The organism is Geodermatophilus sp. SYSU D00525 (assembly GCF_054050475.1).
Genome location: NZ_JBJGZK010000020.1, coordinates 45,534 through 60,761 on the forward strand (window position 1 = coordinate 45,534; position 15,228 = coordinate 60,761).

At 74.9% G+C, this 15,228-nt stretch carries 13 protein-coding genes; 7 read left to right on the forward strand and 6 right to left on the reverse strand.

Annotation, left to right across the window (positions count from 1 at the left end; all coding sequences use genetic code 11):
* Window positions 1–28 precede the first annotated feature (28 nt).
* On the reverse strand, window positions 29–1,237 hold the full coding sequence (locus tag ACI796_RS16375; RefSeq protein ID WP_456942288.1) for an MFS transporter: 1,209 nt from the start codon (window positions 1,235–1,237) through the stop codon (window positions 29–31).
* 137 nt (window positions 1,238–1,374) lie between these two features.
* Window positions 1,375–2,556 carry an alcohol dehydrogenase catalytic domain-containing protein gene (locus ACI796_RS16380; RefSeq protein WP_456942289.1) on the reverse strand — a complete coding sequence of 394 codons (1,182 nt, stop codon included), beginning with the start codon at window positions 2,554–2,556 and terminating at the stop codon, window positions 1,375–1,377.
* A gap of 604 nt (window positions 2,557–3,160) precedes the next feature.
* Here ACI796_RS16380 and ACI796_RS16385 point away from each other — a divergent pair.
* The 3 genes from ACI796_RS16385 to ACI796_RS16395 all read left to right on the forward strand — a co-directional run bounded on the left by ACI796_RS16385 (window position 3,161) and on the right by ACI796_RS16395 (window position 6,278).
* Window positions 3,161–4,174 (forward strand): M23 family metallopeptidase, encoded by a 1,014-nt coding sequence (locus ACI796_RS16385; protein WP_456942290.1) that lies wholly within the window; start codon window positions 3,161–3,163, stop codon window positions 4,172–4,174.
* Window positions 4,175–4,328: 154 nt separating this feature from the next.
* Window positions 4,329–5,246, forward strand: a complete 918-nt coding sequence (locus ACI796_RS16390) for a cation diffusion facilitator family transporter (protein WP_456942291.1) — start codon at window positions 4,329–4,331, stop codon at window positions 5,244–5,246.
* A gap of 69 nt (window positions 5,247–5,315) precedes the next feature.
* Window positions 5,316–6,278: a cytochrome c oxidase assembly protein gene (locus ACI796_RS16395; protein WP_456942292.1), complete on the forward strand. Its 963-nt coding sequence runs from the start codon at window positions 5,316–5,318 to the stop codon at window positions 6,276–6,278.
* 58 nt (window positions 6,279–6,336) lie between these two features.
* Here ACI796_RS16395 and ACI796_RS16400 read toward each other — a convergent pair whose 3' ends face one another.
* Window positions 6,337–7,929, reverse strand: coding sequence for an MFS transporter (locus ACI796_RS16400; RefSeq protein WP_456942293.1), 1,593 nt, complete (start codon window positions 7,927–7,929; stop codon window positions 6,337–6,339).
* Between the two features lie 76 nt (window positions 7,930–8,005).
* Between ACI796_RS16400 and ACI796_RS16405 the strand changes: the two genes are divergently transcribed.
* Window positions 8,006–8,509 (forward strand): metallophosphoesterase family protein, encoded by a 504-nt coding sequence (locus ACI796_RS16405; RefSeq protein WP_456942294.1) that lies wholly within the window; start codon window positions 8,006–8,008, stop codon window positions 8,507–8,509.
* 136 nt (window positions 8,510–8,645) lie between these two features.
* Window positions 8,646–9,497, forward strand: coding sequence for a putative RNA methyltransferase (locus ACI796_RS16410; RefSeq protein ID WP_456942325.1), 852 nt, complete (start codon window positions 8,646–8,648; stop codon window positions 9,495–9,497).
* Between the two features lie 74 nt (window positions 9,498–9,571).
* Here the strand turns inward: ACI796_RS16410 and ACI796_RS16415 are convergent, their stop codons facing one another.
* The gene (locus ACI796_RS16415; protein WP_456942295.1) at window positions 9,572–9,850 is read right to left on the reverse strand and encodes a GlsB/YeaQ/YmgE family stress response membrane protein; all 279 of its coding nucleotides are present in this window, start codon (window positions 9,848–9,850) and stop codon (window positions 9,572–9,574) included.
* A 204-nt stretch (window positions 9,851–10,054) separates the two neighbouring features.
* Between ACI796_RS16415 and ctaD the strand changes: the two genes are divergently transcribed.
* Window positions 10,055–11,812, forward strand: coding sequence for an aa3-type cytochrome oxidase subunit I (gene ctaD / locus ACI796_RS16420; RefSeq protein ID WP_456942296.1), 1,758 nt, complete (start codon window positions 10,055–10,057; stop codon window positions 11,810–11,812).
* 127 nt (window positions 11,813–11,939) lie between these two features.
* Window positions 11,940–13,208 carry a phosphoserine phosphatase SerB gene (gene serB / locus ACI796_RS16425; protein ID WP_456942297.1) on the forward strand — a complete coding sequence of 423 codons (1,269 nt, stop codon included), beginning with the start codon at window positions 11,940–11,942 and terminating at the stop codon, window positions 13,206–13,208.
* A gap of 151 nt (window positions 13,209–13,359) precedes the next feature.
* On the opposite strand, the gene ACI796_RS16430 is transcribed toward serB, so the two are convergent.
* The gene (locus tag ACI796_RS16430; RefSeq protein ID WP_456942298.1) at window positions 13,360–13,926 is read right to left on the reverse strand and encodes an isochorismatase family protein; all 567 of its coding nucleotides are present in this window, start codon (window positions 13,924–13,926) and stop codon (window positions 13,360–13,362) included.
* A 14-nt stretch (window positions 13,927–13,940) separates the two neighbouring features.
* Window positions 13,941–15,224, reverse strand: coding sequence for a nicotinate phosphoribosyltransferase (locus tag ACI796_RS16435; protein ID WP_456942299.1), 1,284 nt, complete (start codon window positions 15,222–15,224; stop codon window positions 13,941–13,943).
* Window positions 15,225–15,228 lie beyond the last annotated feature (4 nt).

Here is a 15,228-nt window from a genome sequence, read left to right on the forward strand (position 1 = left end):
TCCCTACCCGGGGAGCCCGGGGGAACCCTCAGGCGGCCAGCCGGCTGCCGACCTCCGCGTGCCACCGGCCGACGTCGGCGGTCACCCGCGCGGTCTCGCGCCGGTCGGCCCGCCGGGCGACCAGCGCCAGGCCGCTGCCCAGGAGCGCCAGGCCCGCGCCCACCCACATCGGCGCGGTGTAGCCCAGGCCGAGGGAGATGACCAGCGCGCCCAGCGCGGCGCCCACCGCGTTGGCCACGTTGAACGCGGCCTGGTTGGCTGCCGACACCAGGCTGCCGCCGGAGACCCGCGCGGCCACGATCACCCCGTTCTGCACGACCGGGCCCATCGCGAAGGCGACCGTGCCGAACAGCACCAGCAGGACGACGGCGGCCGCGGGGGTGCGGGCGAGGAAGGCGAAGGCGGCCAGCAGCAGCGCGGTGGCGAGCAACCCGACGACGACGAACGTCCAGCCGAACCGGTCGCCGAGGCGGCCGCCGGCCAGCGTGCCGACGGTGGTGCCGACGCCGAACAGCGCCAGCACCGGCGTCACCCAGCCCTCGGGCAGACCGGCCAGGTCGGTGAGGATCGGGCTGACGTAGCTGTAGACGGCGAACAGCGCGGCGAAGCCGACCATCGTCAGGCCGAGCACCAGCCACACCTGGGGACGGCGGAAGGCGGCCAGCTCGGCGCGCAGGTCCCCGCGCTCCCCGGTGCCGGCGGGCAGCCAGGCCAGCAGCCCGGCGATGGTGACCAGCCCGATGCCGGCGATCGCGCCGAGCACCAGCCGCCAGCTCAGCTGCTGGGCGACGAACGTGCCGAGCGGGACGCCGACCACGTTGGCCAGCGTCAGCCCGACCATCATCAGCGAGATCGCCTGGGTGGCCCGCTCCGGCGGGACAAGCCGCCGCGCGGCCACCGCGCCGACGCCGAAGAACGACCCGTGCGCCAGCGCGGTCAGCACCCGCGCCGCGGCCAGGGTCTCGTAGGTGGGCGCCACGGCCGACAGCGCGTTGCCGACGACGAACACGACCATCAGCGCGACCAGCGTCTGGCGCGGGGAGAACCGCACGCCGAGCGCGGTGAGCGTGGGTGCGCCGATGACGACGCCGGCGGCGTAGGCGGAGATGAGCAGGCCGACGGCGGACACCGAGACGCCGAGGCCGCCGGCGATCTCGGGCAGCATGCCCATGACGACGAACTCGGTGGTGCCGATGCCGAAGGCGCCGATGGCGAGGGCGAGCAGACCGCGGGGCACGGGAGGACTCCAGGAGGGACGACGGCGGACGTGGCGGGGCGTGCGGACGTCGTCGTCCGTGCTGGTCCTACAGGGAGGGAAGGCACCGGCCGCGCGGGACATGCCCCGCGCGGCCGGTGGGTGTGCTCACACCCGGGTCAGGGCTGCAGCAGCACCTTGACCGCGCCGTCCTTCTTCTCGCGGAAGTCGGCGTAGGCCTGCGGCGCCCGCTCCAGCGGCACCCGGTGGGTGGCGAAGTCGTCGACGCCGAGCGGGTCGCCGTCGACCAGCAGCGGCAGGATGTCGGGCACCCAGCGCCACACGTTGGCCTGGCCCATCCGCAGCTGGATCTGCTTGTCGAACATCCGCATCAGCGGCAGCGGGTCGGTGGCGCCGCCGTAGACGCCGGACAGCGAGATGGTGCCGCCGCGGCGGACCGCGTCGATGGCGGTGTTCAGCGCGGCCAGCCGGTCGATGCCGGCGACCTGCATGACCTTCTCCATGATCGCGTCCGGGACGACCGCGGTCGCCTTCTGCGCGATCTGCGCCAGCGGCGAGCCGTGGGCCTCCATGCCGACGGCGTCGATCACCGCGTCGGCGCCGCGGCCGGCGGTCGCGTCCTGGATCTGCCGGACGACGTCGTCCTTCTTCGTGGAGCGGATGACGTGCGTGCCGCGGGCGGTGGCCCGCTCCAGCCGCTCCGGGACGACGTCGGAGGCGTACACGTCCTCGATGCCCAGGTGGTGGGCGATCCGGGTGCACATGTCGCCGATCGGCCCGAGCCCGAGCACCAGCAGCGTGCCGCCGGGCGGCGTCGCGGCGTACTGCACCGCCTGCCAGGCGGTGGGCAGGACGTCGGAGAGGTAGACGAAGCGGTCGTCCGGCGGGCCGTCCGGGACCTTGATCGGCAGCGTGTTGCCGAAGGGCACCCGCAGGTACTCGGCCTGGCCGCCGGGCACCTGCCCGTAGAGCTTCGTGTAGCCGAACAGCGAGGCGCCGAAGCCCTGGTCGCGGTTCTGCGTGGTCTCGCACTGCGACTGCAGGCCCTGCGAGCACATCCAGCAGGTCCCGCAGGAGATGTTGAACGGCACGACGACGCGGTCGCCGGGCTTGACCGCCGTCACCGCGGAGCCGACCTCGCGGACGACGCCCATCGGCTCGTGCCCCATGACGTCGCCCTTGCTCATGAACGGCGCCATCACCTCGATCAGGTGCAGGTCGGACCCGCAGATGCCGCTCGAGGTGATCTCGACGACGACGTCGGTGTCCTCCTGCAGCGTCGGGTCGGGGACGGTGTCCACCTGTACGTCGGCACGTCCGTGCCAGGTCACTGCGCGCACGAGATCCTCTCCTCGGGTCGTCGGCCGGAAGCGGCGTCGATCGGCCTGTCCAGGGGCCTCGTGCCCGGTGTGGGCCTCCTCGCCCCTCGTTCAACGCTCAACCGGCGTGTTGATCACTCTCCGTCACATCGGTTCGACGCATCGTCGAATGACAACCGTGCAGCTCAGTGACCCATGCCACACATCCGGACCTCCATACCCAGGTCTGCAGATCACGTAACGGTCACGGCGTGTTTACATGGGCCCCGCCCGCTCCCCCGGGCGCAGCACGACGTCCCTGTCCCCGACGGAAGTCAGGTGCATGACCGAGCTCCACCCGGACCGCCTCCTCGACGGAGGGACGGCCGCGAAGCCCGCGGCCGGCGCACCCCTCCGCAAGGCAGCGGCAGCGTCGCCCGACCGGCGACCCGCCGGCGCCGCGAAGACGGCCCCGCGGCCCACCCCGCACCGACGTCAGGGGGAGACGTCGCCGAGCGGGGACCGCACCGAGTCCCGACCCGAGTCCCGCCCCGCCCGCCGTCCGAGCCCCCGGCCGCGGCCCACGCCGTCGCCGCGGACCTCTCCCGAGGCGACCGCCGAGCCGGCGCCCGCCCCCGCGGCCCCGGTGCCCGGCCTCGAGGCCCGCACCGTCGTGGTCGCCGGGGACGAGCCCGCTGGGGCTCCCGAGGCCGACGAGGCCGCCGAGCCCGCCGAGGTCCTCGCGGTCGCCGACGCCGCCGAGCTCGTCGAGGCCGCCGACGCCCAGGCGCTGGCCGCCGTCGCGGCCGCCGGCACCGACGAGGCCGCCGCCGACGGGCCCGAGGAGGCCGACGCCGGCGAGGAGCGGGTCCCGGTCACCGTGGTCGCCGGCCACGGCCGGCACCGGGCGATGGCCCGGCTGCTGCGGCTGCCGCGCCGCCGGCCCGCCTTCTACCTCGCCGCCGCGCTGGTCGGCGCGGTCGGCATCGGCTCCTTCTCCGTGGGCGACCGCGTCGCCCAGGCCGACGGCCCGGAGGCGGTCAGCTCCTCGGTGAGCGTCGCCGAGGAGCTGGGCATCGCCGACCAGGACCTCCCCGCGGCCGCCGAGGTCGCGACCCTGCGCTCGGACGCCACCCTGCTCGGCGCGGTCACCGCCAGCCGCAACGCCCGCGAGGCCGGGGAGGCCGCCGCGGCGCAGGCGCAGGCCGACGCCGACCGCGCCGCCCAGGAGGCCGCCGCGGCCGCGGCCGCCGAGGCCGCCCGGCCCAGGACCGTGCTCCCGGTCAGCGGGGCACGGCTCACCAGCGGCTTCGGCGCGCGCTGGGGCACGCTGCACGCCGGCATCGACCTCGCCGCGCCCATCGGCACGCCGGAGTACGCGGCCGCCGACGGCGTCGTCCTCGAGGCCGGCCCCGCCAGCGGCTTCGGCCTGGCGGTGTACGTCCAGCACGAGAACGGCGACGTCACCGTCTACGGGCACATGGAGGAGATCCTCGTGCAGCCCGGCCAGGTGGTCCGCGCCGGCGACACCATCGCGCTGCTGGGCAACCGCGGGCAGTCGACCGGCCCGCACCTGCACTTCGAGGTGCACGTCGGCGGCATCGATGGCGAGCGGATCGACCCGATCCCGTGGCTGCGGGACCGCGGCGTCGCGATCTGACGAAGGACCACCCTTCCTCCCCACGCCTCGCGAGCACGGCGCGGACCCTGGAGGGTGGCCGTTCCAGCACGTCACGGGACACGCGCCCCCCTCCCGGCAGCTCCGGGCAGGGGGCGCGTGTGCGTCGGAGGACACTGGAGGGGGAGGTGGGCCGATGGGAGCCGGGCACGGGCACGCGCACGCCACCGCGGCGGCGGCCTCGCGGGGGCGGCTGGCGGTCGTCCTCGGGCTCACCCTCGCCGTCCTCGTCGCCGAGCTCGTCGGCGCGGTCGTCTCCGGCTCGCTCGCCCTGCTCGCCGACGCCGGGCACATGGCCACCGACGCGCTCGGCGTGGGCCTCGCCCTCGGGGCGGTGACGCTGGCGCAGCGCCCGGCCCGCGGGCGGCGCACCTTCGGCTGGCAGCGGGTGGAGATCCTCGCCGCGGTGGCCAACGGGCTGCTGCTGGCCGGCGTCGCGGTGTTCGTCCTCGTCGAGGCGGTGCGGCGGATCGGCGACCCGCCCGAGATCACCTCCGGCGTCGTCCTCGCCGTCGCCGCCGGGGGCCTGGCCGCCAACCTCGCCGGGCTGACGCTGTTGCACCGCGGCCGGCGGGGGTCGCTCGCCGTCCGCGGTGCGCACCTGGAGGTGCTCGGCGACGCGCTGGGCTCGGTGGCCGTCCTCGTCGCGGCCGGCGTCGTCGCGCTCACCGGGTGGACGCCGGCCGACACGATCGCCGCGCTGCTCATCGGCTGCCTGGTGCTGCCGCGGGCGTGGGCGCTGCTGCGCGAGTCCCTCGACGTGCTGCTGGAGGCCGCGCCGCGCGACGTCGACCTCGACCAGGTCCGCGCGCACGTCCTCGGGGTGCCCGGCGTCATCGGCGTCCACGACCTGCACGCCTGGACGATCACCTCGGGCCTGCCGGTGCTGTCCGCGCACGTCGTCGTCACCGACGAGGCGCTGGCCGCCGGGCACGGCGGCCGGGTCCTCGACGCGCTGTGCGCCTGCCTCGGAGACCACTTCGACGTCCCGCACTGCACCTTCCAGATCGAGGCCGAGGCGCACGCCGGCCACGAGGCGCCGGTCCACGACTGAGGCCGCGACCCCGGGCGCGGCCGCCGGTGGGACAGTGGGGAGCGCGCGACCGACGGACCGGAGGTACAGGTGGAGCACGGGCACCACTCGGGCATGTGGGTGCCCGGCGAGCCACCCACGTGGGGGCGGGTCTTCCTGCCCCACCTGGACGCGTGGTCGGTGCTGCCCGTCCTCGCCCTGCTCGGCGTGCTGGCCTACCTGGTCGGCCTGGTCCGGCTGCGCCGCTCGGGCGTGGCCTGGCCGTGGTGGCGCGCGGCGTCCTGGGTCGCCGGCTGCCTGTCGCTGTTCGCCGTCACCGGGACCTGGCTGAACGGCTACAGCATGGTGCTGTTCAGCGTGCACATGGCCCAGCACATGGTGCTGTCGATGGTCGCGCCCCTGCTCCTGCTGCTCGGCCGGCCGGTGACGCTGGCGCTGCGCTCGCTGCCGCGGGGGAGGGGAGTGGCCGGCGTCCCGCGGGCGCTGCTGCTCGACGCCCTGCACAGCCGGGTCGCGCGCTTCCTGTCACACCCGCTGTTCACGCTGCCGCTGTTCCTGGTCAGCCTCTACGGCGTCTACTTCACGCCCGTCTTCGACGCGCTGATGGGCGACCCGGTCGGGCACCAGTTCATGCTCGCCCACTTCACCGTCACCGGGCTGCTGTTCTTCGGGCCGATCCTCGCCCAGGACCCGTGGCCCCGGCAGGTGGGTCACGCCGGCCGGATGCTCGAGCTGCTGATCCCCATGCCGCTGCACGCGTTCTTCGGCGTCGCCATCATGATGTCGACGTCGCTGGTGGTGCGGACCTTCGCCGACCCGCCCGCCGGCTGGGGCGTCGACCCGCTCGCCGACCAGAACGCCGCGGGCAGCATCGCGTGGTCCTTCGGCGAGCTGCCGACGGTGCTCGTCCTCGTCGTCGTCCTGTTCAGCTGGATGGGCTCCGAGGAGCGCCGCGGGCGCCGGATGGACCGCGTCGCCCGGCGCACCGACGACGCCGAGCTCGAGGCGTACAACGCGCGCCTGAAGCAGCTCGCCACCCGCTCCGGCTCCTGAACGCGGCACCGCCCGCGTCCCCGGGCGGGGACGCGGGCGGTGCGCTGCGCAGGAGCGGTCAGCCGACGTGGACGGCGACGTCGCCGGCCGGCAGGTCCTCCCGGGTGGCCCTGATGAGCACCGCGGCCACCAGCGCGCCGACGACGAGCAGCGCGGCCGCCCAGGTGAAGGCGGTGGTGTAGCCCTCGACCTGGCCCTGGAGGCCGACCGCCGGGTCCCGCGGGTCCGCCCCCGCGGTCAGCGCGTCCGCGGTGTAGGCGCTGATCGCACCCACCGACAGCGACGCCAGGACGGCGGTGCCGATCGAGGCGCCGACCTGCTGGGTGGCGTTGAGCATCGCGCTCGCGGCGCCCGCGTCGTGCTCGCCGGCGCCGACCAGCGCCAGGTTGGACAGCGGCACGAAGGTGAAGCCCAGGCCCAGGCCGAGCAGCAGCTGGCCGGGGAAGGGCAGCGCCCAGAAGCCCGTGTCCAGCCCGACGAACGACAGCGTGAACAGCCCGCCCGCGGCGAGCAGGCCGCCGAGCACCATGAGCGGCTTCGGGCCGACCCGCGGCACCAGCGCGCTGGCCGCGCCGGCCGAGAGGAACACGCCCAGCGTCGTCGGCAGCGAGGCGACGCCCGCGACCACCGGCTCGTAGCCGAGCACCTGCTGGAAGTACAGGCTCAGGAAGAAGAACGCCCCGATGAGCCCGGCGCCGACCAGCGTCGAGGTGAGGTAGGCGCCGCCGCGGTTGCGGTCGAGCACGATCCGCATGGGCAGCAGCGGGTTGCGGGTACGCAGCTCCAGCAGCACGAACAGCGCCACCAGGACCAGGCCCGCGACGATGAACAGCCACGCCGGGCCGTCGGCCCACCCGCTCTCGGGCGACACCAGGGTGGTGCTGCCCTGCGCGGCGGCCCGGGCGTTGGCGGCCGCGGCCTCGGCGGCGTTGGTCTGCGCGGCCTCGGCGACCCGCGTGAAGCCGTAGACGATCGAGGCCAGGCCGAGGGTGACCAGCACGGCGCCCGGGATGTCGTACTTGGTGTCCCCGGGCGCCCGGCTCTCCGGGACGATCGGGACGGCCAGCACGACGGCGAGCAGCGCGACGGGCAGGTTCACCCAGAAGCACCAGCGCCAGTCGGCGTACTCGGTGAGCACGCCGCCGAGCAGCAGGCCGACCGCCGACCCGCCGCCGGCGATCGCGCCGTAGACGCCGAACGCCTTGGCCCGCTCCTTCGGGTCGGTGAACAGCACGGTCAGCAGCGCGAGCGACGCCGGCGCCAGCAGCGCGCCGAAGACCCCCTGCAGCGCGCGGGCGCCGAAGAGCATCGCCTCGTTCTGCGCGATGCCGCCGAGCGCGGAGGCGACGGCGAAGCCGGCCGCGCCGACCAGGTAGGTGCGCTTGCGGCCCCAGAAGTCGGCGATGCGCCCGCCGAGCAGCAGGAAGCCGCCGAAGGTGAGGGTGTAGGCGGTGACGATCCACTGCTGGGTCGCGGCCGAGATGCCGAGGTCGGCGGACACCGCCGGCAGCGCGATGTTGACGATCGTGGCGTCGAGGATGACCAGCAGGACGGTCATCGCGATGACGCCGAGGGCGAGCCAGCGCTTCTCGTAGGGCTCCGCGGCCGGGGTGTCCGGCCCGGCGGCAGGGGTGGACGACGGGTGGGTCATGGGGTCCTCAGGGTCGTGACGCGAGGCCGAGGTCGTCGGCCGAGGGAGCAACCTAGCCCCCTGCGACCATGGGCTCGTGCCCGTCTCGCTGGTGGTGACCGCCGACACACACCTGCCGAAGCGCGCCCGTGACCTGCCCCGATCCCTCTGGGCCGCGATCGACGCCGCGGACCTCGTCGTGCACGCCGGCGACTGGGTCGACGTCACCCTGCTCGACGTCCTGGAGTCCCGCGCCCGGGCCCTGCTCGCGGTGTACGGCAACAACGACCACGGGCCCCTGCGCGAGCGGCTGCCGGAGGTGGCGCGCGCCGAGGTGGGCGGGCTGCGGGTCGCCGTCGTCCACGAGACCGGCGACGCCCGGGGCCGCGAGCGGCGCTGCGCCGCGCGCTTCCCCGACACCGACGTCCTGTTCTTCGGCCACAGCCACATCCCGTGGGACACCACCGCGGACACCGGGCTGCGGCTGGTCAACCCCGGCTCGCCCACCGACCGGCGCCGGCAGCCGCACGGCACCTTCGTCACCGCGGTCGCCGGCGGCGGGGTGCTCACCGAGGTGGTCTTCCACCCGGTCGCCCGGTGACGGCCCTCGCCCCGGTGTCCCCTCCCGCCGCCCGCCGGCGCCACCTCGCCGTCGTGCCCGCCCGGGCGGCCGAGCCGGCGCCGCCGGTCCCGGCGGGTGCGTCGTGAGCCGGTGGCGCCCCTGGCCGCCGGGGGCGGTGGCCGTGCTGGCCTGTCCCGTGTGCGGCGCGGGGCTGGCCGCGCTCCCCGGCGACGCGGGCCTGCGCTGCCCGGCCGGCCACGCCTTCGACCGCGCCCGGCAGGGGCACGTGACGCTGCTGCCGCCGGGCCACACGCCGCCGACCGGGGACACCGCGGCGATGGTGGCCGACCGCGCCGAGGTGCTGTCCGCCGGCGCCTACGCCGGGCTCACCCGGGTCCTGGCCGGCGCGGTCGCCGCGGGGGAGGGCCCGGTGGACGCCGTCCTCGACCTCGGCGGGGGCACCGGGCACCACCTGGCGGGCGTGCTGGACGCGCTGCCCGGCGCCGTCGGCGTGGTGCTCGACTCGTCGCGGTACGCGGCCCGCCGCGCGGCCGGCGCCTCGCCGCGGGCGCTCGCCGTCGTCGCCGACACCTGGGCCCGGCTGCCGGTCCGCGACGCCGCCGTCGACCGGGTGATGGTGGTGTTCGCCCCGCGCAACGGCCCGGAGACCGCGCGGGTGCTGCGCCCCGGCGGCCGGCTGGTGGTCGCCACCCCGGCGCCCGAGCACCTCGCCGAGCTGGTCGGTCCGCTGGGGCTGCTCCGGGTGGACCCGGAGAAGGAGGCCCGGCTGTCCGCGGCCCTGGAGCCGCACCTGGTGCCGGCCGGGCGCGTGCGGCACCGGGAGGAGCTGGAGCTCGACCCCCGCACCGTCACCACGGTCGTGGGGATGGGGCCGCACGCCCGGCACCTGACGCCGGAGCGGCTGGCCGCCGCGGTCGCCGCGCTGCCGCCGCGGGTGCGGGTCACCCTCGCCGTCGACGTCACCACCTGGGCGCTGCCCGCGGACGCAGGAGGGGCCCGGCCGTGACGGCCGGGCCCCTCCTGGGTGACGGGACCGCAGGGCTCTCGTCGTCCCCCGAGGTGCCGGGAGCCCTGCGCCGGTCAGATCCGGGTGCGGGTGCGTCCGCGGGTGGCGAAGACGTAGACCAGCAGCACGATGATCGCGCCGATGATCGAGCCGATGATGCCGGCGGCGCCGAGCTCGAAGCCGTTGCCGCTGATCAGGCTCCCGAGCAGGTTGCCCACGAAGGACCCGATGATGCCCAGGACGATCGTCATCCCGACGCTCATGGACTGCTTGCCCGGGACGACGGCCCGCGCGACGAAGCCGGCGATGGCGCCGACGACGATGAGCACGATGATGTTCCAGAGAAGCTCCACGGTGGAGACCTCCTGAGGGGATGGCCGGGTGGCCGAGGCGCTGGGATCTCCAGGCTCGGACGGTCCTGTTCCCCTGGTGAGCAGCGCGGAAACGCGTCTTGATCATGATGTGACCTGAGCGCCGCCCGCACCGGGGCCGCCGGCACCGGCGCGCCTCCCCGGTCGGGCCCGACGGCCCCGTGGCCCTCGGTCTAAGCTGCGCTCGTGACGATCGCGCCTGCACCGATCGTGAGCCGGCCCAGCCCGGCTCGCGAGGTCCAGCGGGGTGCGCGGCTCTCGAACCTGCTGCGGACCACGGACCACAAGACCATCGGCCTGATGTACATGGCCGCCTCGTTCGCCTGGTTCATCGTGGGTGGCTTCATGGCCATGCTGATCCGCGGTGAGCTGGGCCAGCCCGGGCTGCAGTTCCTCTCGCCCGAGCAGTACAACCAGCTCGTCACGATGCACGGCACGATCATGCTGCTGATGTTCGCGACGCCGCTGTTCTTCGCGTTCTCGAACCTGATCATGCCGCTGCAGATCGGTTCCCCGGACGTGGCGTTCCCCCGGCTGAACGCCTTCTCGTTCTGGCTGTTCTTCTTCGGCAGCATCATCGCGGTCTCGGGCTTCTTCACGCCCGGTGGCGCGGCCGACTTCGGCTGGTACGCCTACGCCCCGCTGTCCGACGCCGTCCACTCCCCGGGGGTGGGCGCGAACCTGTGGTTCGCGGGCCTGGCGGTCTCCGGTCTGGGCACCATCCTCGGCGCGGTCAACTTCACGGCCACGATCGCCTGCCTGCGGGCGCCGGGCATGACCATGTTCCGGATGCCGATCTTCACCTGGAACACGCTGGTCACCAGCCTGCTGGTGCTCCTGGCCTTCCCGATCCTCACCGCCGCGATCTTCGGCATGCTGGCCGACCGCAACCTCGGCGCCCTCGTCTACTCGGACGAGAACGGCGGCCCGATGCTGTGGCAGCACCTGTTCTGGTTCTTCGGCCACCCCGAGGTCTACATCATCGCGCTGCCGTTCTTCGGCATCATCACCGAGATCATCCCGGTCTTCGCCCGCAAGCCGCTGTTCGGCTACAAGGGCATGGTCGGCGCGACGCTGCTCATCGGCGGCCTCTCGCTCACGGTGTGGGCGCACCACATGTACGCCACCGGCGCGGTGCTGCTGCCGTTCTTCGCGTTCCTCACCTACCTGATCGCGGTGCCGACCGGGATCAAGTTCTTCAACTGGATCGGCACCATGTGGCGCGGCCAGCTGACGTTCGAGACGCCGATGCTGTTCTCCATCGGCTTCCTGGTGACCTTCCTCCTGGGCGGGCTCACCGGTGTGCTGCTGGCCAGCCCGCCGCTGGACTGGCACGTCAACGACAGCTACTTCGTCGTCGCGCACTTCCACTACGTCGTGTTCGGCACCGTGGTGTTCGCCGCCTACGCCGGCATCTACTTCTGGTTCCCGAAGATGTCGGGCCGGATGATGGACGAGCGGCTGGGCAAGCTGCACTTCTGGCTGGTGTTCATCGGCTTCCACGCGACGTTCCTGGTCCAGCACTGGCTGGGCACCGAGGGCATGCCGCGCCGGTACGTCGACTACCTGCCCACCGACGGGTTCACGACCCTGCACGTGATCTCCACCATCGGGTCGTTCGTCCTGGGCGCCTCGACCATCCCGTGGCTGTACAACGTGGTGAAGTCGTGGAAGTACGGCCGGCTCGCGCTGCGGGACGACCCGTGGGGCCACGGCAACTCGCTGGAGTGGGCCACCTCCTCGCCGCCGCCGCGGCACAACTTCACCGAGATCCCGCGGATCCGGTCGGAGCGCCCGGCGTTCGAGGCGCACTACCCGCACCTGGTCGAACGGCTGCACGCCGAGGCGCACGTCGGCAAGCGGCACCAGCCCTACGCGGGTGTCAGCGAGCTGGCCGAGGGCACCGGCCCGCGGCAGGGTCCCAACGACCCCGACCCCTTCTGATCCCCCGGGGGCACTGCCCCCTCCCGCGCGAGCGCACGTCACCAGCGACGCCCCGTCGGCCCCGGCCGGCGGGGCGTCGCCGCGTCTCCGGGACCACCGCCCGGAGCCCCCGGGGGAGTGCGGCACCATGGCCGCCGTGCCGCTCGACCCCGCACCCCGCACGCGTCCGCAGGCCGCCCCCGTCGGGCCGCGCGCGGTCCTCACGGTCACCGGCGCCGACCGGCCCGGCGTGACCGCCCGGCTGTTCGGGGCCCTCGCCTCCGGCGACCACGGGCTCCCGCCGGTCGAGGTCGTCGACGTCGAGCAGGTCGTCGTGCACGGCCAGCTCGTCCTCGGGGTCGTCATCGGCGCCCGGCCGGCCGACGACGAGGCGGACGAGGCCGGCTTCCTCGCCTGCCTGGGCCGGCTGGCCACCGAGGTCGCCCGGGCCACCGGGGTCCGGGTCGACGTCGAGACCGCGTCCGGCCGCGGTGCCGGCAGGACGCCCACCGGCCGGCCGCACCACGTGATCCTGCTCGGCCGGCCGGTGCCGCCCTCCGCGGTCGCCGGCGCGGCCACCGCCATCGCCGGCGTCGGCGGCAACATCGACGCCATCCGGCGGCTGTCGGACCACCCGGTCACGTCCCTCGAGCTCACCGTCTCCGGGGCCGGGGCCACCGAGCTGCGCACCGCGCTGGCCGCCGTCGCCGCCGCCACCGGCGCCGACATCGCCGTCGAGCGGGTCGGGCTGGCCCGGCGCAGCAAGCGGCTGATCGTCCTCGACGTCGACTCCACGCTCGTGCGCGGCGAGGTCATCGACGAGCTGGCCGCCCGCGCCGGCCGCGCGGCCGAGGTCGCCCGGATCACCGCGGCGGCGATGAACGGGGAGCTCGACTTCGCCGAGTCGCTGCGGGCGCGGGTCGCCACGCTGGCGGGCCTGCCGGTCGAGGTGCTCGACGAGGTGCGCGAGCACCTGGAGCTCACCCCTGGTGCCCGCACGCTCATCCGCACGCTGCAGCGGCTCGGGTTCCGCTGCGGCATCGTCAGCGGCGGCTTCAGCCAGATCACCGACCCGCTGGCCGCCGCGCTCGGCCTCGACTTCGCCGCGGCCAACACCCTCGAGGTCGCCGACGGGAAGCTGACCGGCGGCCTGGTCGGCGAGATCGTCGACCGGGCGGGCAAGGCCCGCGCGCTGGCCCGCTTCGCCGCCGAGCACGGCATCCCGCTGGAGCAGACGGTCGCGGTCGGCGACGGCGCCAACGACCTCGACATGCTCAACGCCGCCGGGCTCGGCATCGCGTTCAACGCCAAGCCCGTGGTGCGCGAGCAGGCGCACACCGCGCTCAACCAGCCCTACCTGGACGCCGTCCTGCAGGTCCTCGGCTTCACGAGGGACGAGGTGATGGACGCGCTGTGACACGGTGTGATCTGCCGTCCCACCGGACGGCACCGCGGCCACGTGCCGTCCCCCTGCTGCGCTGAGCCCCACCCGGTCCTCGTCGCGGAGGCCTCCGGCCCCCACTCCTCGGCCCGCCCCGCAGGGCGGCTCACCTCGTCGGCGGCTGGGGTCAGCCGCGGGTGACCGCGCCCTCGAGCTCGACGCCGGCGGTGCGCAGCTGGTCCAGCGCCGCCTCGGTCGAGGCCTCGGACACCCCTGCAGTGAGGTCGAGCAGCACGCGGGTCGCGAAGCCCGCCGCGACGGCGTCGAGCGCGGTGGCCCGCACGCAGTGGTCGGTCGCGATCCCGACCACGTCGACGGCGTCCACGCCCCGCTCGCGCAGCCAGTCCGCCAGCGGCACGCCGTCGGACCGTCCCTCGAAGCCGGAGTAGGCCGCCGCGTAGTGGCCCTTGTCGAAGACGGCGTCGAGGGGCCCGCGGTCCAGCGACGGGTGCAGCTCGAGCCCGCTGGTGCCGGCGACGCAGTGCGCCGGCCAGGTCTCCAGGTAGTCGGGTTGTTCGTGGAAGTGGTCGCCCGGGTCGACGTGGTGGTCGCGCGTGGCGACGACGTACGCGTAGTCGGCGGACCTCACGTGCTCGGTGATCGCCGCCGCCACCGCCGCACCCCCGGCCACCGCCAGGCTGCCCCCCTCGCAGAAGTCGTTCTGCACGTCCACCACCAGCAGTGCGCGCGTCACCGCGGGACCTCCGTTCACGCCGTCACCGTCTCCAGTGCGGGTTCCCCGCGGGAGAGCGCCCATGCCTCCTGCGGCAGCGCCTCGCGCGCCCGGCGGTGGTGCGCGGCCGCCGCCTCGAGCGCGTCGGCCGGCGACGACGGCGTCACGACCTCGCCGCCGCGGACCAGCTCCACCACCAGCTGCCGGTCGCCGTCACGCGCCTCGACCCGCCCGCTGCTGACCACCTCGGCGGTCGCCGTCCCGTCGGGGTCGTGCCGGCGGACGGCGGTCTTGCGGCCGCCGGTGGAGTTCTTGCCCTCCGAGCGCTTGGCCACCGGCACGCCGTCGCGCTGGACCAGCTTGTAGACCATCCCGGCCGTCGGCGCGCCCGACCCGGTCACCAGCGAGGTGCCGACGCCGTAGCCGTCGACCGGCGCGGCCATGAGCCCGGCGATCGCGTACTCGTCGAGGTCGCTCGTGACGATGATCCGCGTCTTCGTGGCGCCCAGCTCGTCGAGCTGGCGGCGGGCGGCGGTGGCCAGCGTCGGCAGGTCGCCGGAGTCCAGCCGGATGGCGCCGAGGTCCGGCCCGGCCACCTCGACCGCCGTCCGGATGCCCTGGACGACGTCGTAGGTGTCCACCAGCAGCGTGGTGCCGACGCCGAGGGTGTCGACCTGCGCGCGGAAGGCGGCGGCCTCGTCGTCGTGCAGGAGGGTGAACGCGTGCGCGCTGGTGCCCGTCGTCGGCACCCCGTACCGGCGGCCGGCCTCCAGGTTGGAGCTGGCGGTGAAGCCGACCAGGTACGCCGCCCGCGCCGCGGCGACGGCGGCCTGCTCGTGGGTGCGCCGCGAACCCATCTCGATGACCGGCCGCTCGCAGGCGGCCCCGACCATGCGGGCCGCGGCCGAGGCGATCGCGCTGTCGTGGTTGAGCACCGAGAGGACCAGGGTCTCCAGCAGCACGCCCTCGGCGAACGGCGCGCGCACGGTGAGCACCGGGGAGCCGGGGAAGAACAGCTCGCCCTCGGCGTAGCCGGCGACGTCGCCGGAGAAGCGGAAGTCGGCCAGCCAGTCCAGCAGCCGCGCGTCGGTCAGGCCCTGCTCGCGGAGGGTGGCCAGCTCGTCGTCGCCGAACCGGAAGGAGGGCAGCAGCTCCAGGAGCCGGCCGGTGCCGGCGACGACGCCGTAGCGGCGGCCGTGCGGGAGGCGCCGGGCGAAGACCTCGAAGACGCAGTCCCGGTCGGCGGTGCCGTCGGCCAGGGCGGCGGCGACCATGGTCAGCTCGTACCGGTCGGTGAGCAGGGCGGTACCCGTCGGCATGATC